This window comes from Cellulomonas alba (genome assembly GCF_030362835.1).
Taxonomy (GTDB): Bacteria; Actinomycetota; Actinomycetes; order Actinomycetales; family Cellulomonadaceae; genus Cellulomonas; species Cellulomonas alba.
In genome coordinates, this window is sequence record NZ_JAUCGQ010000001.1 from 166,114 (window position 1) to 187,734 (window position 21,621).

The window sequence follows — 21,621 nt, forward strand, 5'->3', positions numbered from 1 at the left end:
CTCGGTGCAGGCAAGGAGGCTCGCGCGTGGACTACGGCCACCCCGTCAGGTTCGGGACGTTCGTCACGCCGAGCGCCGGTGCACCCGAACGGACGGTCGCCCTCGCGCGGCTCAGCGAGGAGCTCGGCTACGACCTCGTCACGTTCCAGGACCACCCCTACCAGCCGGCGTTCCTCGACACGTGGACGCTCCTGTCGTACGTCGCGGCGGCGACCCGCCGGATCGAGCTCGCGCCGAACGTGCTCAACCTGCCGCTGCGACCGGCACCGGTGACGGCGCGGGCCGCGGCGTCGCTCGACCTGCTCTCCGGCGGGCGGTTCGCTCTCGGGCTCGGCGCCGGGGCGTTCTGGGACGCGATCGAGGCCATGGGCCGGCCTCGGCTGACTGCGGGCCAGTCGATCGACGCGCTGGCCGAGGCGGTCGACCTGGTCCGGGCGATCTGGCGGGTCGACGACCGCACGCCGCTGCGCGGCGGCGAGCACTACCCGGTGCGCGGTGCCAAGCGCGGACCTGCGCCGGCGCACCCGATCCCGATCTGGGTCGGCGCGCTCAAGCCGCGAGCGCTGCGGCTGGTCGGCACGACAGCGGACGGCTGGCTCCCCTCGCTCTCGTACCTCGGGGTCGGCGACCTCGCGGCCGGCAACGCCCGCATCGACGACGCCGCCGCCGACGCCGGTCGCGGCCCCGACGACATCGTGCGGCTGCTCAACGTCTCGAGCGAGCAGGACGCCGAGCGCCTGGCGGCGTTCGCGATCGAGGACGGCGTCTCCACGTTCGTGGTCGCGAGCGACGACCCGGACGAGCTCCGTCGGGTCGCCGCCGAGGTCGCGCCCGCCGTGCGCGAGCTCGTCACGGTCGAGCGCACGCGGCGCGGCGCCGCCACGGCGGAACAGCCCCGGTGACGACCGCCCGGGACCGGCTGCTCGGGCTCCGGCGCGAGGTCGAGCTCACCCTCGGCAGGCTCGGTGCCGAGCACGCGGCGGTGGTCGCCGCGTCGCGGGACAGCAACGCCGACGACGAGCACGACCCCGAGGGCGCGACGATCGCGTTCGAGCGCGCGCAGGTGGACGCGCTCGCGCGCGCCGCGAGCGAGCGGCTGGCCGAGATCGACGCGGCGCTCGAGCGGGTCGACTCGGGCCGGTACGGGGTGTGCGAACGGTGCGGGGCGCCCATCGCCGCGGCCAGGCTCGCGGTCCGGCCCGCAGCGGCCACCTGCGTCGCGTGCGCGGCGCGGTGACGGCCGCCGTCTCCCGCGGCCCCGTGCGCTCGTCCAGCATGTGGACGCCTTGACAGCATCCGGACGGCTCCGCACACTCGACGCATGCTGACCGCAGGCTCCACCGTGCCGACCTCGCGCTTCGCGGGGTCCGTCGACGCGTCGTCGACGGTCCGGTGCCTGTGTCGAATGTGTCGCTGACGACCCCGTCGTCCCTGGTCCTGTAGCCGCGCTGGTCCTGCAGCCGCCGCGCGGCGCCCCCTTCCCGGCCTCGCCCGCCGCGGTCAGGACCCCCCGCGTCGCACCGCGACGCCCGCCGCGAACGCGGCCACCGACACAGCATCGCCCCGCCGGGCTCGCACGTCCGGCCCGGGCAACGACCCACGGAGCAGACATGCCCCAGCGCACCCTCGTCGACGTCCTCCCGATCCAGGAGGCCGTCGCCGCCGCCTCCCCGTCCTCGTGGCGCGACGGGCTCGTCACCCTCCGGTCGGAGGCGCAGGTCACCGTGCTCGCGCTGGACGGGCGCGTCCACGTGCTGACCACGCGCGCGCAGCCGGCCCCCGGGGAGCCGGTGGCGATCCACCCGGTCGCCGAGCTTCTCGCGGTCGGCGGCACGTGGTTCGCCGCGCGCGCCACGCTCGACGAGTCGGGCGAGCCCGCGCTCTAGCCAGCCTCGCCCCGGCGGCTCACGCGGCGGGCATCGACGACATCGCCGACCGGCACGCGTCGACCATCGCGCGGCACGCCGCCGCGCAGATCCGGCAGTGCTCCGACATCGCGGCGTGCATGTCGCACTCGGCCGCGCAGGCCTCGCCCATGGCGATGCAGGCGGTCATCATCGCGTTCATGGCGCCCATGTCGTAGCCGGCGGGCCGCATCATCATCCGCATCGTGGTCGTGGCGACGTCCGCGGTGCTGCAGCACATCGACGCGCACCGCCCCATGCCCTCGCCGCCGTCGGCGTCGGCGCACATCGTGGCCGCCATCGCCGCCGCGGAGCACGCCTCGACACAGCCCTGCATCATCGACATGTCCATGCCGGCCTCGGCCTTCGGCATGGACTTCATCATGTCGGCCATCATGCTCATCGTCGTCGCCCTCCGTCGCAGGTCCTCCGGTCGGCTCGACGCTACGCCGGGTGCGGCGGGGCCTCCAGAGGTCCGCCACCCCGCGCCGGTGCCGCCCGTGGATCGGGCCCACGAGCACCGCTTGCCCGGGGGGACCACGCACCCATCCCGTATCTCGCCGAGCGGGCTAGCCTCCTAGACGTCACCAGTCTTGCGCCTCCGAGCGGAGCTCGTCATGACGATGACCCTGGATCGCGGAGCCGACCGCGGTCTGCCCGACTACCGACGTCTGCGCACCGAGGCGCGGGCGTGGCGCCGCACCCGCCGCGACGCGATCGAGTGGCAGCACCAGCACGAGGCGTACCTGCGCTACCTCGACGCCGTCGCGGACGACGACGTGTCCGACGTCGCGCCGCCGGCCCGCGACGCGCTGCTCGCGAGCGCCGTCGTCTACTTCTCCGACCTCGCGCCGGCGCCCGTCGAGCACGAGGCGATGCTGCGGATCAGTGCGTCGACCGGTGCCAACGTGTACGACCTCGCGCTCGCCTGGTCGATCGGCTGGAGCCCGCTGCGCGGACCGCGACCCGCGGTCGCCGTGCAGCCCACCGAGAACGCGCTCTACGCGCTCGTCGAGCAGGCCGGCGCCTCGATCGCCGTCACGTCGCGCATGCTGACCGAGACCACGGGCCTGGCGGTCGTGGAGCGCGACGACCACGGCTCGCTCGCGGCCCTGTTCGGTCTGTCGCTCACGGGACTGTGCGACTGCGGCCACCACGTGCGCGGCTGTACCGGGTGCGGGCGCGGCTGCTGCTTCGCCGACCACGACCTGCGGACGTGGGACCCGTACCGCTGCCACCTGCGCGCGTTCGTCGACCAGGCCGTGCGGGGCACCGCGCAGCGGCGCATCATGGGCGGCGCATTCGCGGGCGGCATGCTGTTCCGCGCGCTCGAGCGCGAGGGCCGGCTGCTGTGCCGGACCGTCGAGTGGGGACGTTGCGACGTGTGCGGGCGCGCGTTCGAGGGCACGAGCTGCCCCGAGCCGCACCCGCGCCGCGCCGGCTCGGTGCGGCGCGAGCCGCACAAGAACCAGCTCATCGAGCCCGCCGCCGCGGACCGCGGTCACGTGCCGCTCCAGCGCTGGCTGTGCACCGAGTGCCACCACCTGTTCGGCGCCGCCGGCTCGCACGACCCCGAGGCCGACCGCTGCCCGCGGTGCGCGCGCCGGTCGAGCCGGCGGATGACGGTGTGGGCTCGGGTCGCGCCGGCGCGGTCAGTGGTCGGGTAGGACGTCGCGGCTGTGGACGGACGCCGCCCGCGAGACGAGGCCCGCCCTCGTGTAGTGCCACGCGAGCATCCGGTAGCGCCGTCCGGGCGTGCGGCTCACGGTCGCGGCTGCGGCGACCCGCTGCCGGTGGGACGCGGCCTCGTCGGCCGTCATGCCGGCGAGCCACTCCGCTTCCACGGCGCCGTCGGGACGCAGCGCGTCGGACGTCGCGAACAGCGTGATCCCCGTGAGCTCGTCGCCGTCGTGCCGCACGCTGACCGCGCAGCCGCCCGCTCTCGCGACGATGCTCACGCCGGGCCGCGCGGGGGCGCAGCCGAGCGGCGCGAGCGCCTCGGCCGCGAACCTCTCCCATGCCGTCGCGCCGGGCAGGACGGCGTACACCTCGGTCGTCTGGCCGTCGAGCGCCGCCATCACGGGCCTCGCCGTGGCCGGCATACCCCTGTGGACCAGTGTCGGGACGAGAGGAGGACGCCGGTGGTACGCCTTCGCTCGCACCGCCCCGCCGGCGGCGGTCCGCAGCCCGACCCAGTCCGGTGGGCCCCACGGGTGGTCGCCGACACCGGCCTGCCTCGCGACCGCCTCGTGGCGGCCCGTCTCGAACGTCAGCCGCGCACCGTACGCCGCGACCGGCGTGCCCACCACGACCTCGAAGAGCGGCGCACCGGCGCCGCGCAGCGCCGCGACCCGGGCCAGCAGCGCAGGCACGGCGTCGACGTGCGGCCCGGCGAGCACCGGGAGCGCGAGCGCCCACGGGTCGGCCGCCGCGACGCGTGCCTGCTCGGTCCCCACCTCGCACCCCACCGACCCCTGGAGCTCTCATGCTGACGATGACCAACGCTCTCACCGTTCGCGGGGCGACGGTCTACCAGGACGACGCGAACGAGCTGGCCGCCTTCGAGCAGGCGATCGCCGACCGGCCGACCTGGACCATCGACGACGAGGGCCACGTCCAGACCGTCAAGGGCAAGGGGCTGCCCACCGGCGCGGACACGACGGCGCTGCCGAAGTACTACCTGCTGCCGGAGAGCCCGCAGATCGCGAAGGACGACAAGGGCAACCCGCTCTTCTCGCTGATCGTCTACCGCAAGGACGAGGCCGGCATCACCGACCCGGCCACGCAGCAGGTCGGCGGCGGGATCATGGCGTTCACCGTCGAGCTCGTGTCGTCGATGTTCGACCAGGTGAAGGCGGATCTCGCCAAGATCGCGGGCGGCGAGGTCGACCTCGCGTACGTGCCGTTCGTCGAGGGGGACGTCACCGTCACGGTCGCGGGCGAGTCGGGCGGCGACCCGACGAACGCCGAGTTCGTCCGGACCCTCGTGGGCACCGGCAAGCTCGGCGGCGTCGGCGCCAACCGACGCGCGGTGACCCTCAAGCTGACGCAGGACGGCGCGAGCCTGTTCGCGCAGCTCGACAAGCTCAAGACGCTGCCGATCAACGTCCAGTACAACCTCAAGTTCGAGCACCGCCTGCTGGGCGTGAAGATGATCGCCTTCTGCGACATCGCATCGAGCTACACGCTGATCCAGACCTTGCGCGAGCAGGACTCGTCGTACAACGACGGCTACCTGGGCCTGTCCACCGAGCACCAGGACGACCGCATCGTCCAGCAGAGCACCGAGGCGCTCGTCAACGCCAAGACCATGTACGTCACGGTCATCCCGATGAGCTCGCAGGTCGACCAGGACACGCTGACGGCGCTCGAGAAGGCCGGCCTCGACATGCTCAACAAGGAGGTGGCGAACGTCCTGACGGCCGGGCCGCCGCCCGAGGGCCTCGACCGCAACCAGCTGACGAAGTTCGAGCAGACCTACAACTCGTCGCTCAACTACACGGTCGACCGTCGCATGGTGCTCGAGCAGGCGTTCACGCCGTCGGCCAACCTCTCGAACATGCTGGTCGGAGCGAACGTCGCGGACCTCGTGGCCTACGTCGACCTGCGGACCGCGTTCTTCACGTTCCTGCAGGTGCCGGTCCAGGTGAACGCGGACTTCGACAAGCTGCCGATCAGCTCGGTGACCGTGACGGTGACGTACGACCGCGCGCCGGTCGGCGGAGGCGCGCCGCAGCAGGTGCGCGACTCGTTCAACTTCACCAGCGGCTCGCAGCTCGAGAAGTTCCTCGCCTACGCCAACAGCCTCGCGTCGGTGAGCTACGACTGGTCCGCGCAGATCCACTACGAGGGGTCCGACGCGACGTACACGCTCGGCAAGAAGGGCGTGAAGGACAACTTCCTCGTGATCGACGTCGGGCAGATCGGCATCCTGTCCACCGAGTTCGCACTCGGCCTGGTCGACGAGGACAGCTATCCGATCGCCGTGGTGAGCACGCGGTACCACTCGGCCGCGCTCGGCCGCGACGTCGGCACGCAGCTCCGGCTCGACAAGGACACGCCGAGCGCGCCGTGGACGGCCGTGGTCGAGGAGGAGCCGACGGACGGCTTCGAATACAAGGTCGACTGGCTGCACGTCATCGACAAGGACAAGCCGCCCGAGGTCCGCACCGGCACGTGGACGACGAGCAACGACGCCCGCGTGCAGCTCGACGCTCCGCTCGGCCAGGAGATGACGGTGACGGTGTTCTGCTCCGGGAACTTCACGGACGGCGCCGACAAGCTCTCGCAGGTGGCGGTCGCGCTGCACTACGAGGACGCCGCGAACAACCACGTCGTCGACGGCCAGGCGACGTTCACCGCCGACAAGCAGTCGGTGCCGTGGACCGTGGACCTCGTCGACCCGAGCAAGCGCGACTACACCTACCAGTACTCGAACATCTACGAGGGTGGCGTGGTCAAGCGGTACCCCGCGGACGGCTCGTGGCTGCCGGGCGACCCGGGGTACATCACGGTCGGCGAGAAGTACTCGATGTCGGTCGACCTCTACCCCACGCTCCTGACGTTCGGCACCGACCTCGCGGCCGTCCAGGTCGACACCGAGTACGCCGACCCCGCGCACGGCGTGACCGCGGCGGACACGTTCGTCTTCACGGGCGACGCGACCGCGAAGCAGACGTGGCACGTCAAGGGCGACCAGAACGGGCCCAAGGAGTTCGGGTACGTCGTCCGCTACTTCTACAAGGACGGGACCACCGTCGTCGCGCAGCGCGCGACGCAGTCGAGCGACGCCGTCTTCGTGCCCCCGCCGCCGCCGCGCGCCGTGACCCCGCCGCCACCGCCCCCCGCGCCGCCAGCGCCCGCGCCGGTGCCCGCCCCGGCCCCGGTCCCCGCCCCGGCCCCGGTTCCCGCTCCCCCGGTCGCTCCCGTCCCCGCACCGCCTGCGCCGCCCGTGCAGCCCGTCCCGCCGCCGGGCTGAGCGCGATGCTCGACCTCGCGGGGAGCACGCGGACCGTCGCCGGCGTCACGGTCGCCCCGGACGTCGACGATCCCGCGCGCTTCCTCGTGGTCCCCGCGACCCCGCGGGTCGACGTGGGCGCCGCAGGGCCGGACCTCCAGCTGCTGCGGTTCGTGACCGGCGGCGCGCTGACGGGCGGCTACCTGCGCATGGGCGTCAGCCTCGCGGTCGACGACGCGGCGGTCGACGCGGCCACGGCGGCACTCACCGACGAGGCGGGCCGGCCCGTCGTGCTGGCACCGCTGCCCGTGCTCTCGGGGGCGGCGGACCTCACGTTCTTCGGCCGCGCGGACCCGCAGCCCGGGGTGGTGTCGCCGATCGTGCGGACGACGTACGGCAGCGCGGTGCTCGGGTTCGCGGCGCCGCACCGGGCGGCGTTCGCCGTGACGCTCACCGCGGACGGCGTCCGCATGGTCGAGGCGGGGCTGCGCGCCGGCGCGCTCCCCGTGGGCGTCACCTGCCGGTACGTCGTCGAGGGCCTCTGGCCCGCGGTGCACGTGGTCGCGCGCGTCGACTGGTCGGCAGTCTACGACTACGTCTCCAGCACGTACGAGCTCGGCCTGCTGCTGTTCCGCGAGCAGGTCGACCACCTCGTGCAGCAGCTCCAGCAGAAGTCCGCCGTCAGCGTCACGGTGGTCCGGTCCGACGCGGCGGGCACCGACCCGGCGACCACGTCGGCGGCGGTCGCGGCCGCGCTCGACTTCGTGCAGACCACGCTGCTCGACCGGTTGTGCGAGCCGGTGCTGCCGTTCGGGACCGACGCGGCCGGCGCGGTCGGCGACTCGGCGACGCAGCTCGCGCTCGGCGCCGCGTACCGGGTGACGGCGCTGCACCTCACCGAGTCCGAGACCGACGTGTTCGACCTGTCGCAGGCCCGCGTCCAGACGCGCACGCTCACGGCGCAGGCCTCTCTCGGTGCGCTGCTCGGCGCCACGGACCCCGGCGCGGTCATCGTCGACGCCGGCGCCGACGACCCGTTCTTCAGCCGGTTCCACCTCGACGTGACCACGGCGCGTCCGCCGGGCGACCTCGGCGTCGCTGCGGTGGTCCTCGACGTGCGGTACGGGTCGCAGGACGGGCCGATCCGGCTCACCCCCGACGAGCCGACCGGCTCGTTCGAGTGCTTCGCGGACGCGTCCCCGGACCGCAGCTACGTGCTCGCGGCGCGCGTCCAGCTCGCGCCCGACAGCCCGGTCGACCCCGGCGCGGAGGTCGACCTGCCGCCCGTGCACGACACCGCCCGCCAGGTGACGCTCGACCTCGAGGCGGCGCTCGGGCTCGTGCGGCTCGACCTCGAGGGACCCGCGGACGACCGGGTCGTCGCCAGCGCGGTCACCGTCACGCACCGCCGCGGCGATGCCGCCCTCGCGTCGCGGGACGTCGCGCTCACCGCGGCCCGGCGCGCCGGCACGGCCACGTTCCGCGACCACCGCGACGGCGACCGGCTCGTGGTGGGCGGCGTCCACCAGCTCGCCGACGGCCGCCAGGTCCCGATCCCCGACGTGCCGGTCGAGACGAGCGTCTACCGTCTGCCCGACCCGTACGCGGGCTCGATCACGGTGCTCGTCACCACCGACACGACGTGGACCGACCTCACGGCGGTCGTCGTCGCCCTGGCGAAGGACGAGACGGCGCAGCCGGCGACCCTCGCGTTCGCGGCGCCCGGCAGCCAGGCCGTCGCGCTCGACCAGACGGACCCCACCGACCGCAGCTACCGGTTCCGCGTCACCCGGACGGCCGGCGGCGTCACGACGACGGACGACTGGCGGACGAGCGACGCGCCGGTCCTCGCGGTCGGCGAGGTCCAGACCGGGGACCTCGTCGTCGACATCATGCCGGTGGGACCCGAGCTCACGAGCGCGGGCCTGCGCACCATCACGGTCGAGCTCGTCTACGTCGACGTCGCGCACCAGGTGCGGGACGAGCACACCGTGGTCATCGCCGCCAGGGCCGACACGTTCCGGTGGGACGTGCACCTGGCAGACCCGACGCTGCGCGACTACCAGTACCGCGTCACGCGCCAGCTCCTGACGGGCGAGGTGCGGGCCGGCCCGTGGGTGGACGGCCACGACGCGCTGCTCCCCGTCCCTGTCACCGCGACCTGAGAGGCCCGCTCATGCTGAACTTTATCGACCCGATCAGCGTCGACGACCTCACCGTGCTGCGCGACGACGAGAACGCGAACACCTTCTACGTGCTGCCGAACCAGCCGGTCGTCCCCGTCGGCGAGGACGGCACGCCCGAGTTCCTCTTCATCCTCTACACGAAGGACCTCTCGGACGTGCCGGTCACGGACGAGACGGGCGGCGGGTACCTCCAGTTCCGCACGGTGCTGTCGCTGACGGACGCGCAGCGCGCGCGGGTCGTCGACGCGACGACGGCGCTGCTCGCGAGCGAGAAGGCGGCGGGCAAGAAGCCGTTCGGCAACGAGATCTCCGACGGCGGGCCGAACCTCGCGACGCCGCTCTGGACGGCGGGGACCGTGGACCTCGCCACGTTCGCGGTGAGCGACACCGGGCTCGTCCGGCAGGCCACGTCGCAGGCGCCGGTCGACCTCACCGGCCAGCTCGGTGCCGCGTTCGCGGCGACGCTCAGCACGGACGGCGCGGGCGTGTTCGAGGGCGCGTTCAAGGCGTACCAGGACGGCACGCACCAGCTCCCGCTCGTCGTCACCTACCACCTGACCTACGTGGGACGGATCAACGCGCGGCTCACGATCGACGCGTCGCACTCCGTGGTGCACGAGCGCGTCTGGCGCAGCGCCGCGCCGTACCGGCTGCTCACCGACGGCTTCCTGCGCTACGTGCCGCTCGCGCTCGACACGCCGTTCACCGTCGGGATGCTGCCCGCGCTGCGGCACGAGTACGGCATCGTCCACGCGATGCTGCCGCGGCCGGCGATCGCGACGGCCGTCGAGCAGACCATCAGCGACGCGAGCGTCACGGTGAAGATCGAGGAGGTGTCGACCGGCGACGCGGCCGCCGACGCCGCGACCCGAGCCTCGCTGCTGAAGCTCGCGACCGACCTCCTCACCGACTCGCTGCTGCCCTCGCTGACCGCCGGGGGGCCGCAGCCGGGCGCGACCGACGCCGGCTCGCAGACCGCGCAGACGACGCTGCTCCAGCTCGACGAGAACGCCGAGCCCGGCACGGCGACGTTCCACCTCGAGCTCGACGACGCCATCAGCATCACCCGCGAGGCGGCCCCCAACGCGCCGCTCCAGGTGCTCATCGACGACCCGTCGGCGCTGGCGTCGTGCTTCCACGCGCTGCGGCTCGCGGACGACTTCTTCACGGACATGCGCGTGACGTTCTCGACGTCCGGCGTCGACTTCTCCGCCGACGGCATCGCGAAGATCCACGTCTACTACCGCTACAGCCAGACGGACGACGCGGCCCCCGGCAAGCCGCTGGTCGAGCGCCATGACGACGCCGAGCTGGACTCGGCGACCGCGCAGGCCGACTTCCGGTTCGACACCGCGCGCACCGCGGGCGGCGGCCACAAGGAGGACTACCAGTACATGGCGGAGGTGTACTGGCAGCGCGGCGGCGCGCCGACCGTCGTGCCGTGGACGACGACGAACCGCCGGCTCGTCATCATCACGCCGCCCCAGCTCGGCGCCGTCAAGGTCGACGCGGTGCTGACCGCGCCGCCGGGCTCGGTCGACTCCGCGCGGGTCGACGTCGCGTACACGGCGGCCGACCACACCACGTACACGGGCGGCCTCGAGCTGACGCCCGCCGCACCCCGCGCGACGTGGCTGCAGTCCACCGGCGAGATCGTGCCGGCAGACCGTGCGGGCAGCCCGCGGCCGTACGACTACACCGTCACGTACCGCGTGGGCCCGACGGCGATCGTCGTGCCGCAGCGGTCGAGCACCCAGGAGACGGTCGAGGTGCCGACGCCGTTCGCGGGCTCGGTGACGTTCACGCTCATGGCGGGCGCCGACTGGTCGCGGGTCTCGTCGATCGCGGGGACCGCGACGTACGCCGACGAGCGCAACGGCTACACGCGGGTCGCACCCTTCACGCTCACCGGTGCCACGCCGTCGACCGACGTGACCGTGCCGGTGATGCCGGGCGGCGCGCGGTCGGCGTCGTGCACGGGTCGGGTGCAGAACGCCGACGGCTCGCACGAGGAGTTCACGGCGACGCTCGCCGAGGGCCTGAACTTCGTCGGCGGCTCGGGCATCGCACCGCTCACCGTGACGCTGCGCACCGACGTCCTCGACCTGGTGAACGACCTCAAGGCCGTGCACGTGTCCCTGACGTTCGGCCACGCAGACGGGAGCGTGACGAGCGGCGAGCACGTCTTCACCGCCACCGAGCCCGCCGCCTGGGTCTGGACCGTGCCGCGGCAGGGCGCCGACGGCGGCTCGTACGGCGGGACCGTGACGTTCTACGGGACCGACCGGAGCACCGACCGGACCGTGACGCTGACCGGGTACACCGACACGACCGTCGAGCTGGACCGCTCGATGCCGACGACGCAGGGCTGAGGGGGCGCGCGATGGAGCAGGTGGGATGGGCCTGGTGCAACAAGTGCCAGGGGTTGTTCTACAACGGCAACACGCAGCCGACGGTCTGCCCGGCGGGCGGCGCGCACGACGCGAGCGGCAGCGGCGCGTACTCGGTCGACATGAACGCCGACGCGGGCACGCACGCGCACGGGCAGCCCGACTGGTCCTGGTGCACCAAGTGCCAGGGGCTCGCGTACGGACCGGGGTTCGGGTCGAGCGCGTGCCCGGCCGGCGGGACGCACGACGGGTCGGGCAGCGGCAACTACACGCTCGACTTCGTCGGCGACGACACTCCCGCGACCGAGCAGCAGGGCTGGTCGTGGTGCCACAAGTGCCAGGGCCTGTTCTACGGCCTCAACCCCGCCGCGCCGTGCGCCGCGGGTGACACCCACGACTCCGCCGGCTCGGGCGCCTACGCCGTGCCCATGCAGGCCGCCGCGCTGCTGTCCGCGACGGCGGCACCGATGGTGTTCAACGAGTTCGTGGTGCTCGGCACGACGCTCCAGCAGGCGCCCGAGTTCGGGCCCGACCAGGAGTCCGCCATCACGGCGGACGCGACCACGGTCGTCACCGACACGACCGGCAAGCGGTGGTGCACGCTCGGCACGTGGGTCGGCTTCCCGGCCTCGATCGGGTCCGCCGGGTGGCAGTGCCGCCGCGCGCAGCTGACGATCACGTTCCCCGCGACCGTGACGGACGCGCAGGTGCTGCCGTTCTCGGCGGGCTCGCCCACCGCGTCGCTCGACCTCGGCGACGGTGCGACGCTCCCGCTGACCGTCGTCGTCGACTCCGGCGCGGTCCGGCTGGTCAGCACGTTCGCGGGCGACGACGCGGGCGCGGCCTCGTACGACGCCGCGATCGGCGCGCTCAGCGCGCCCGCCGGCGGGCGGGTCAGCCTGAGCAGCTCGCACGACCTGACGATCCACGTCGCAGCGCCCGCGCCACAGCCCGTGGACCCGGGGCCGGTGATCATCCACGGGATCCCGCCGGTCTGGCGCGGTCCCGTGCTCGCCGGCCGCGGGCTGAACCTCGAGCTGGAGCGCACCGCCGTCCAGCCGTTCGTCGGCGCGCGCCTCGCGAGCCCCGCGATCGCAGCACCGGCGCTGCGGATCGCCGACAGCCCGACCGTCTCCGAGCTGTCGCGCCGCGTCGTGCTCGAGCGGCCCGACTGGCGTCGGGTCTTCGTCCCGCAGCCGACCGAGGGCGGGGACCCCACGCACACCGCGACCGTCGCGCAGCAGGGCACGGGCAACCTCGCGCAGAAGCCGCAGAGCGACGCCGACGCCTTCCCCGACATCCCCCGCCAGCAGGCCGGCGGGTGGCTCCAGGTCAGCCCCGCGGGCTCGACCACGTCGCTCCACTGCCTCGCGGGCGAGCGCGCCGAGCTCTTCTACTACCTGCCCACCGAGTACCGGCTCGGCTTCCACGCGACCGACGACAGCGACGCACCGGCGACGCCGTTCCGCGTCACGATGGCGCGCGGCGACGACGACCGCACGACGATCACCGTCACCATGACGGCGATGCCGTACCTGTCCGACGACGACCGGCACGACCTCGCGTCGTTCCTCGTGCAGCACGAGCTGCAGGGCAGCCCGCCGTACGTCGAGCTGCGGCCGGCAACCGGCCTCAAGGCGAGCTTCCAGGCCGACTTCCTCTCCGACGGGCAGCCCGTGGCGATGTCGTCGATCACGTACGCGCTCGCCGGGACCCCGACGAGCGACCTGCTGCAGATCCGGTTCACGATGGACCAGCTCGACTACGGGCTGCTGGCGGCGATGCTCGCGAAGGGGGTCACGGGCGCCGTCGCGCTCTCGGACGACCACATCACGGTCTCCGTTCCGGTCCGGATGCAGCTCGACAAGGTCGTGACGAACGCCGTGACGGTCGCGCTGCCCCCGACGCCGGACCCGCCTCCCGACCCCTACACCGCCTCGGTGGTGCTGACCAACACGCTGGCCTACCCCGTCTCGCTCGACGCGTTCGGGCTCAGCCTCGTCACGTCCGGGCACGACACCGGGATCCTCTTCCACGCCGAGCAGTTCGACCTGCTCGAGGCTCCGCTCACCGTCGCCGCCGGCACGGCGAGCACGCCGCTGACGTACACCCCCAGCACGCCGAGCTGGACGAGCGTGGTCACGGCGCCCGGCGTCGTCACGGTGCACGGCCCGGACCCCGCGACGTGGATCGACACGGTGAACCGGGACCCGTCGCTGCAGCCGTCGAAGGTGTCGGTGACGCTCTCGCCGTCGGTGCCGGCCGCGCACCTCGCGGACATCCGCTCGGTGACGGTCGCGGTGTACGCGGCGGGCGACACGTCGCCGCGGCAGCCGCCGCTCGACATCGCGCCCGGCCACGACGCGCCTCTCGAGCTGCAGCTGACACTCGCGCAGCTGGCGGCGGGGCTCGACCTGCGTGCGGGCTTCTTCCTCGAGTTCACGTCGCGGTTCGCGGACGACACGCGGTCGCTCCCGCAGCGGACCGCGCTCGACCTGACCCGGAAGGTGATCGACCTGATCGTGCTGTGGGAGCCGCCGGGCGCGAGCTACTTCGTCGACGGCGACACGTCGATCGGACCCGTGACCCGGGAGGTCGCGGGGCAGGTGATCGCCACCCTGCGGTCGTCGGGCAAGACCTGGGGCGTCCGCGCGGTCGCCCCGGGGACGGCCACGCCACCGACCCCTGCGCCGCCTGACCCCGCCCCGTCTGCTCCGGCACCACCCGCGCCACCGACCCCCGCTCCGCCGGCGAAGCCCGCGCCGTCACCGTGAGCACGAGCGGCCACCCGCGTCAGCCGTTCGTGCGCACGACCACCAGGCTGCCCGCGTCGCTCCCCCGGCTGACGACCGAGTCCCCCGCGGCATCGAGCCGGTGCACCTCGTACCGGTACGGCGGGACCGCGCCCGGGGCGAGCCCCGGGCTGCTCCATGTGACCGTCACGTCGGTGGCGGTCGGCTGGAGCAGCGCGGACGCGACCTGCTGCTCGCCGCCCGCGGGCGCGGCGGTCCAGAAGTCCACGCGCATCGCGAGCGCCGCGCCAGGGTCCCCGAGCCAGACGAGCCGCACGCTCGCGCGGCCCGCCACGTCGTCGGCCACGAGGAGGAGCGCCGCGTCGCTCGTGCGCCACGGCGTGACACCCGTCGTGCCGTCGGCCCGCAGGATCGTCGCCTGCCACTCGTACCCGCGCTCGGTCGCGTCGGTCAGCGGCAGCGTCAGCTGCTTCGGCTCGGTGCCGGCCGCCGCCGAGAACAGCAGGCTCGTGTCCTGCACCGTGCCGAGCACGGTGCGCCGGAGCTCGACGGCCAGCTGCGTCACGGCGGTCCAGTCGACCGCGGGCTGCACGAGCACCGCCGCAGCGGCCACGAACGGCCCGCGCGCGACGAAGCTCGTGCCGACGACGTCGACCTCGTCACCGGCGTGGGTGGCTCCCCCGGCGTCCACCCAGCCGGCTTCGGCGCGCACGCGCGGCGTCACCGTCCCGGGCACCCGCCGGTACCAGTCGAGCTCGGTGTGCTCGGCGTCCAGCGCCAGCGCGTCGCGCGACAGGACCGTGCCGTCGGCGTCGAGCACCGTCATCGTCACGGGCAGCTGCTCGACCACCCCGTCGCCCGCCCCGATCCCGCTGACGTGGACACGGCACACCTGGAACGCGTCCGCGGTGCTCACGACGAACGCGCGGTCGCGCCGGGAGGTGTCCGGTGCGGCGATCGTCGCCGGACCCGCGGTCGACGCGGGGTCGAAGTGGAACTCCACGTGCGTCGTGTACGCGGGAGACGCGGCGTCGAACGGGCAGGTGAAGCGGAACGGCCCCGGCGTGTCCGGCGTCGCGACGAACGTCTCGACGTGGGTGCCGTAGGTCAGCGTCACGGCGGCTTCGCGCAGGTCGGGCACGTCGTCGAAGTCGATGCCGACGACCACGGCGACGTCGAGCGTCGCGAAGAACGGGTCCTCGGCCGTGATCTGCCGGATGTCGGGCGGCGCGTCGCTGCCGGCGAGCATCGCGCCGACGAAGCCGGACACGACGTGGGTCAGCTCCTGGACGCCGCGGCCGTCGTAGAACAGCTCGAACGTCTTGAGCTCCCGCTCGACGTCGAGCCGGGCCTTGAGCGTGAACAGCGCGCTCGCCGACGAGATCGTGGTGCCGAGTCCACGCGAGACGAGCTGGCCCAGCGCACCGGCGAACGCCGTGTCGTCGGTCGCCGTGGGCAGCGCGCTGCGGAAGAAGTCGGCCTGCACGCGCGCGCTGACGAGGTCCATCACCCAGTCGCGCTGGCGCTGCGCGTCGGCGTCGTCGGTGAGCTCGGTGATCTCGATCTTGACCACGTCGTGCTCGACGAGCCACTGCAGGTCGGCGTCGATCCGCGCGTTGACGTAGTAGGTGAAGCCCAGCGAGGTCGAGAAGTGGTCGTACATGCGCTGGTAGTCCATCGTCACGTGCGCGTGCACCGCGGGCGTCTGCGCGAGGAACGTGAGCTCGTAGACCACGCCGACGGGCAGCGTCGGGGCCGTCGCGGACTGCGCCAGCAACGCGGCACCCTGCGGCGTGACGTCGAGTGCGAACACCGTGTGGAACGGCGCGGTGAGCGGCGCCGACGACGCACCCAGCACCGCCTGGACGAGCGCGTCGGAGGGGCCCGACACCGACAGCAGCGAGACCGTCCCAGACCGGAACGCGAGCGGCTCGACCCGCGCGTTCTCGCGGCCGGTCTGCGCCGCGAGCGCCGCGCCGCCGGGGACCTCGAGCTCGAGCTCGAGCTCGGCGAAGCCGCCGCCCGAGCCGTCCGCCGTGCGGTACTCGAGCAGTGAGAACGACGACGTCCCGTCGGCGCGGGCCGCGACGTGCGGCGTGCGCGGGAGGACCCAGAACAGGTCGGGGTCGGAGCCGTCCCGGAACAGCACGGTCCCGGCGACCTGCAGCGGGTTGTCGGTGGTGATCACGGCGCGACGACCGGCACGACGCGCAGCAGGTCCGGGCCGGTGAGCGTCGCGTCCGTGGTCGCCGACCCGTCGGCGTGGATGCGCGTGATCGTGAACGCGTAGTCGGCCCGCGCGGCGTCGGCCACCGGGTACTGCCACGTGAGCGGCGCGAGCGGGTCCTGCGCGAGGAACTCCTGGTCGGCCTCGAGCCCCGCGGTGGGGTCCGTGAACGCGCACCGGATCCGCAGCGCCAGCAGACCCGCGGCCGCGAGCGTCGTGCCGACGAACTGGATGCGGACGTCCCGGAGCTGCGCGAATCCCTCCCCGACGACGAGCGTCGGTGAGTCCGGTCCCGGCAGCCACTCGCCCGTGCGCACCGCGCCCGACGCCTCCTGCACGGTCACGCGGTAGGCGTAGCCGCGCGCCGCCGCGCTCGGGGCGTACGACCACGGCGCGGCGGTGGTGGTCGAGTCGAGCGTCAGGGTGGTGACCCGGTCGGGCGCCGCGTCGGGCCGCAGCTCGACGACGAGCCGCGCGACGGCGGTGCCGAACCGCGCCGACGCGAGCACGCTGACGGCGACCTGGTCCGGCTCGGGGTCGCCGATGACGAACGGCCCGGGCTCGACGTCTCCGACCGCGCGGACGAGCTCCGTGCCGTCGGCGCGGACGTACCGCACGCGCGCCTGCACGTCGACGAGCCCGTCCTTGCGGGCCCGGTAGGTCGCGAGGGCCTCGGTCGTCGTCGCGTCGAGGCTCAAGGTCGTCGACGCGCTCCAGCCGTCGAGCGCCTCGTGGGCACTGAGGTCCACGAGCACGCGGGGGAACCGGTCCGAGGGGACGCCGTGCAGCGCGGGCCGGACCTCGAGCCGTTGGTAGAGCTCGCGCGGGTCGACCCGGACCAGGCCGTGCGCGCTGCGACCGCCTGCGCCCGCGAGCGCGCCCGTCAGCCCCTGCGTGCCGTCGGCGGCGAACTGCACGCGGTAGCGGTACGCCGCCTCGGTGTCGGTCGACGAGCCGCGCCAGAGCGAGGTCGTCACGTGCGGTGCCGCCGGCATGAGCGTCACGTCCGAGTCCGCGCCGGCGAACGTGAGCGTCACGTCGACCCGCTCGATCGACTCCGCCGCGAGGTCGACGAGGGTCGCGACGTCGGCGACCAGGTGGTCCGCGGGCGGCGCCGTCACCGTGACGACGTGCTGTGCCGCCGGCGTGCCGGCCGGCAGCATCGAGACCAGCTCGCCCTGGGGCGCGAGCGGGATCTCCTCCGCCGTCGCGGCCGTGAGCGTGTACGTCAGCGTCTTCAGCTCGCTCGTGTCGAGGGTGATCAGGCTGTAGCTCGCGGTGAACAGGTCGACGATCGTGCTCAGCAGGTTCCCGCCGCTGGGCGGTGCGGGCGCCTGCGACAGCGTGGGCGTGAACAGCGTCTGCAGGACGTACTGCGTGACGGCGTCGATCGCCTGCTGGTACACGGCGTCCCGGTCGGCGTCGGGCACCAGGTCGTCGATCGTCACGGTGATCGCCTGCTGCTGCCGCAGGTCCTGGATGGTCTCTCCGATGTCCGCGGCCACGAGCAGGCGCCCGCCGTGGAAGCGGTTCTCGTAGTAGTGGTACGCGTACGCGTAGTCCGCCGTGACCGTCGCGTGCAGGGCAGGCCGGAGCGCGGCGGCGCGCAGGTCGTAGACCACGCCGAACGGCAGCCCGCCGGTCGTCAGCGCCTGCTCGACGAGCGCCACGCCGTCGGGCGTCAGGCTCACCGTGAACAGCGTCCGCGCACCGGAGGCGAGCGCCGGGTCCGCGCCCCCGACGACCGTCTCCACCAGGCCGCCGGGAGCCGGTGCGGCAGCCGGTGCGGCAGCCGCCGGGCCGCCCGCCGAGCCGGCCGGCGAGCCGTCCGACCCGAGGATGATCAGCCGGCACGTTCCGGAGTCGGGCCACACCGGCGTGAGCGTGATGCCCGACCGCCCGACGGCGGCCGCCACCTTCGCGCGCACGGCCGCGAGCACGTCGTCGGCCACGTCCAGGTCGACCGCCAGGCTGAGCACCCCCGCGCCGCTCGCACCCTGCGTCTGCTCGTCGAGCTGGTACTTGAGGAGCGTCAGCTCCGGCCGCCCGGCGTCGTCGGTCACGAGGCGCGGCCGGACGGGCACGTAGTGGAACCGCGTCGCGTCCGCGTGGTCGCCCATCACGGTGACGCCGTCGTACGTGCGCGCGGGTGCCGCGAGATCGATCATGACGGCTGCACGAGCCGCGCCGGCTGGAGCACCAGGTTCGCCGTCTGCGAGGACTCCCAGTCGCGGACGACCTGCGTGCCCGCGGTGAGGTACGCCGTGGTGCGGAACTCGTACTGGTCGGGGCGGTCCGAGCGCAGGAGCAGCCGCAGCGTCGCCTTCCCGGGGTCGGTGGCGGCGATCGCAACCGACGGCACGACCTGCTGCTGCCCGTCGGGCGGGTCGGCGCGCAGCTCGACGAGCACGCCGTCGAGGCCGGCGCTCGCCAGCTGCCCGAGGATCGTGACGTTCACGTCCAGGTAGTGGCCGCCCTCGCTGACGAAGACCGAGCCCGCGTCGGTCGTCTGGGCCGCCTGCTGCTCGGGGGCGCCGCTCACCTTCACGAGCGTCGCCCGGTACGTGTACTCACGCGCGTCGGCGTCGAGCAGCGGGATCGCGACGACCGCGGGTGCGAAGTCGGGGGCGACCAGCTGCACGATCTTCTGCACCTCGAGGCCGTGGTCCTCGTCCCGGTAGTCGAACTCGACGTCGACGCGCGCGACCGCGGCCTTGTCGACGGGGGCGTTCACGACGACCTCGAGCCGGTCGACGAACGGGTCGGGCACGTAGACGTGATCCAGGTTGCTCGGCTGCGCGGACCCCGCGACGACCTTCTTCCCCTCCTTGAGGTGCCACGTGTGCGCGACCTGGTAGCTGGTGAGCGTGGCGTCGACCAGGCGCACGCGCCACTCCTGTCGGGGCGTCGTCGCGTTGATCAGGTACGTGCGCGACGTGGTGAAGGCGTTGGCCGGGTCGCTGTACGTGAACGTCGTCTCCACCTGCTCGACGACGTCCCAGTCGACGGGCCCGGGCTCGACGTAGACCGAGCGGATCGCGACGTCGTCGCCCGGGTGCACGACCAGCGCCCGGTCCGGCGAGCTGATCCACGGCGTCGACCGCCGCGCCGTGTTCGGCGGTGCCGCGATGTCGGGCGACGTGCCGAACGAGTACACCGTGCGGTGCCGCACCGTGTAGTCGCCCCCGTCCGGGAACGCCAGGAAGTGCGCGCCCTGGAGCTTCTGCGGCGTGAACTGCACGGAGCCCGCGGTCGCGGGCGCGTCCGTGGTGCCGCCGTGCTGCAGCTCGACGTCGACGGCCTGCACGTCGAAGCGGTCGAGGTCCGGCGTGCTCGTGACCGCGACGTCGATCTGCTTGAAGAACTCGCTGTCGAGGTCGACCTGCACGATGTGCGTGTCCTTGTCGACGTCGGTCAGCAGCGCCGAGAAGAAGCCGTTCGGCGCGTGCGTGCGCGTCTCGGGCGCCGCGACGTTGAAGTCCACGTCGAACGTGTCGAGCTCGTTCTGCTCCTTGTACTGGAGCTGGAAGCCGATCTCGACGCGCCCGCCCTGGCCCGCCGATCCCCGGTTGATGCCGCCCGCCGGCGCCGTCGCGCCGGTGAACTGGCGCGCCGCGGTCGCCGCGGTGGCGGCCGCCCCCGCGGCCGTCGCGGTCATCTGCGGCTTGAAGAACTCCTCGGTGATGAGCTGCTTGATCAGGTCGAGCGCCTGCGTCTGGAGCTGGTCCATCGACTGGTCGTCCCGCTGGCGGACGATGTCGATCGTGATGGTCTCGTCCTGGACCATCTTCTCGACCTCGTAGCCGATGTCGACGGCGAGCGCGACGCCCGTCGAGGTGTCCTGCTTCGGCTGTGCCCCCGTGCCGCCCGCGCCGGCTCCTGCCCCGGCCCCTGCGCCCGCGCCGCCGCCGGCGCCCGCGCCGGGTCTGGCACCGCCGGCACCGCCGGCCTGCGCCGTGGTCGCGGCACCCAACCCGCCCGAGGTCGCCGGCACTGCCTGACCGCCCGCCGCGCCGGCCTGCCCCCCGGCGGGGGCGGGCTGGCCCTGCGCCCCACCCGCGGCGGGCTGCCCCTGCGCCCCGCCCGCCGCGCCCGGACCGCTCGCGCCACCGGGCGGCGCGGCCGCGGGCTGACCCTGCGCCCCGCCGGCGGCAGGCTGCCCGGGCACGGCCCCCGCGCCTGCGCCGGCGCCACCGGCCGGCGGCTGCACCTGGCCCTGCGCCCCGGCAGCGGGCGGTGGCGTCTGGCCCTGCGCCCCTCCGGCGGGCGCCTGACCCTGCGCTCCCCCCGCCGCTCCCCCGGCCGCCCCAGCCGGCTGCGCGGGCTGCCGCTGCGCCTGCACGCGCTGCGCCGCGGTCGGCGGCGGTGCCGCCTTGGCCGTCTGCTGCGCCGGCGGCGCCCCGCCCTGCGATGCCGCCGACCCGGACGTGTACCCGGCGTGGAACGCCATCTGCAGGTGCTCGTAGATCTTCTTCTTCTCGCCGTGCGCCTTCACCGACAGCGCGGGCCGCAGCCCCGTGAACTGCAGCTCGTACATGACGCCGATCGGCGAGAGGTCGTCGGTGTACGCGGCCTCGAGCAAGGTCGCGGCGTCGGGCGTCAGCGACAGCGAGAACGACGCCTGCAGGTCCTGCAGCAGCGACGGCGTCGCCGAGCCGATGATGCCGCGCACGAACTGCCGCGTCGCGGCGTCGGCCTGCGCGGCGGGCGTCGGCGGGGGCGTCGTGACGACCGACGCGGCCGCTGCGGCGCCGAGGCCGGAGACGGTCGGCACGCTCGCGGGCGGCACGGGTGGCGTCGCGGGCGGCGGAGTGCCGGGCGCGGCCGCCTGCGGCTCCTGGTAGTCGAGCGCGATCACGTGCGCGGCGCCGCTCGTGTAGAGCACCGGCGTCAGGTTGATGTCGGTGACGCCCGGCGGGACGAGCGCGGAGAGCTCGCCCTCGATCGTGGCGAGCTGCGCCTGGCTCAGGCCGCAGTCGACCTCGAACGTCAGGAACGCGCCGCCGAGCTGGTCGCGCGTCACCGGGGCGGCCGTCACGCCGCTCACGGCGTCGCGGTACGTGAGCAGCATGAACACCGGGTTGCCGTTCACCTTCGTGATGTGGGGCGAGCCGTGCAGGTAGTAGAACGAGCCCGGCAGCGCGTGGTCCCGGAACACGACGATGTCGTCGATGACGTACACGGGTGACTCGAAGGTGAGCACG

The 21,621-nt window shown here is 73.8% G+C and carries 13 protein-coding genes; 8 read left to right on the forward strand and 5 right to left on the reverse strand.

Annotated features, from left to right (window positions below; all coding sequences use genetic code 11):
- The first annotated feature begins 26 nt into the window (after positions 1-26).
- The 3 genes from QRT04_RS00790 (at position 27) to QRT04_RS00800 (ending at position 1,886) form a co-directional block, all read left to right on the forward strand.
- Complete coding sequence (locus tag QRT04_RS00790) at positions 27-902, forward strand: LLM class flavin-dependent oxidoreductase (RefSeq protein WP_326522445.1); 876 nt, start codon at positions 27-29, stop codon at positions 900-902.
- Positions 899-1,237 (forward strand): TraR/DksA family transcriptional regulator, encoded by a 339-nt coding sequence (locus QRT04_RS00795; RefSeq protein WP_289452979.1) that lies wholly within the window; start codon positions 899-901, stop codon positions 1,235-1,237. The genes QRT04_RS00790 and QRT04_RS00795 overlap by 4 nt, the downstream gene beginning before the upstream one ends.
- A 373-nt stretch (positions 1,238-1,610) precedes the next feature.
- Positions 1,611-1,886: a nuclease gene (locus tag QRT04_RS00800; RefSeq protein ID WP_289452980.1), complete on the forward strand. Its 276-nt coding sequence runs from the start codon at positions 1,611-1,613 to the stop codon at positions 1,884-1,886.
- Positions 1,887-1,905: 19 nt separating this feature from the next.
- Here QRT04_RS00800 and QRT04_RS00805 read toward each other — a convergent pair whose 3' ends face one another.
- Positions 1,906-2,307, reverse strand: a complete 402-nt coding sequence (locus tag QRT04_RS00805; RefSeq protein WP_289452981.1) for an aldehyde dehydrogenase — start codon at positions 2,305-2,307, stop codon at positions 1,906-1,908.
- Positions 2,308-2,521: 214 nt separating this feature from the next.
- Here QRT04_RS00805 and QRT04_RS00810 point away from each other — a divergent pair, with 214 nt between their 5' ends.
- On the forward strand, positions 2,522-3,571 hold the full coding sequence (locus tag QRT04_RS00810) for a hypothetical protein (RefSeq protein WP_289452982.1): 1,050 nt from the start codon (positions 2,522-2,524) through the stop codon (positions 3,569-3,571).
- Here the strand turns inward: QRT04_RS00810 and QRT04_RS00815 are convergent.
- Positions 3,557-4,360, reverse strand: coding sequence for a hypothetical protein (locus QRT04_RS00815; protein WP_289452983.1), 804 nt, complete (start codon positions 4,358-4,360; stop codon positions 3,557-3,559). The two genes, QRT04_RS00810 and QRT04_RS00815, sit on opposite strands and share 15 nt — an antisense overlap.
- Positions 4,361-4,398: 38 nt before the next feature.
- Here QRT04_RS00815 and QRT04_RS00820 point away from each other — a divergent pair, with 38 nt between their 5' ends.
- Genes QRT04_RS00820 through QRT04_RS00835 form a run of 4 tightly spaced genes read left to right on the forward strand, consistent with a single transcriptional unit; the run spans position 4,399 to position 14,211 of the window.
- Entirely contained in the window at positions 4,399-6,882 is a 2,484-nt protein-coding gene (locus QRT04_RS00820; protein WP_289452984.1) for a hypothetical protein, read from the forward strand.
- A gap of 5 nt (positions 6,883-6,887) precedes the next feature.
- Positions 6,888-9,026, forward strand: coding sequence for a hypothetical protein (locus QRT04_RS00825; protein ID WP_289452985.1), 2,139 nt, complete (start codon positions 6,888-6,890; stop codon positions 9,024-9,026).
- An 11-nt stretch (positions 9,027-9,037) separates the two neighbouring features.
- Entirely contained in the window at positions 9,038-11,419 is a 2,382-nt protein-coding gene (locus QRT04_RS00830; protein WP_289452986.1) for a hypothetical protein, read from the forward strand.
- Positions 11,420-11,430: 11 nt separating this feature from the next.
- Positions 11,431-14,211 (forward strand): hypothetical protein, encoded by a 2,781-nt coding sequence (locus tag QRT04_RS00835; protein ID WP_289452987.1) that lies wholly within the window; start codon positions 11,431-11,433, stop codon positions 14,209-14,211.
- A gap of 19 nt (positions 14,212-14,230) precedes the next feature.
- On the opposite strand, the gene QRT04_RS00840 is transcribed toward QRT04_RS00835, so the two are convergent.
- Genes QRT04_RS00840 through QRT04_RS00850 form a run of 3 tightly spaced genes read right to left on the reverse strand, consistent with a single transcriptional unit; the run spans position 14,231 to position 21,620 of the window.
- Entirely contained in the window at positions 14,231-16,378 is a 2,148-nt protein-coding gene (locus QRT04_RS00840) for a hypothetical protein (protein ID WP_289452988.1), read from the reverse strand.
- A complete protein-coding gene (locus QRT04_RS00845) occupies positions 16,375-18,585 on the reverse strand; it encodes a hypothetical protein (RefSeq protein WP_289452989.1) in 2,211 nt (736 codons plus the stop codon). The genes QRT04_RS00840 and QRT04_RS00845 overlap by 4 nt, the downstream gene beginning before the upstream one ends.
- A complete protein-coding gene (locus QRT04_RS00850) occupies positions 18,582-21,620 on the reverse strand; it encodes a hypothetical protein (RefSeq protein WP_289452990.1) in 3,039 nt (1,012 codons plus the stop codon). The genes QRT04_RS00845 and QRT04_RS00850 overlap by 4 nt, the downstream gene beginning before the upstream one ends.
- Between the last annotated feature and the right edge of the window lies 1 nt (position 21,621).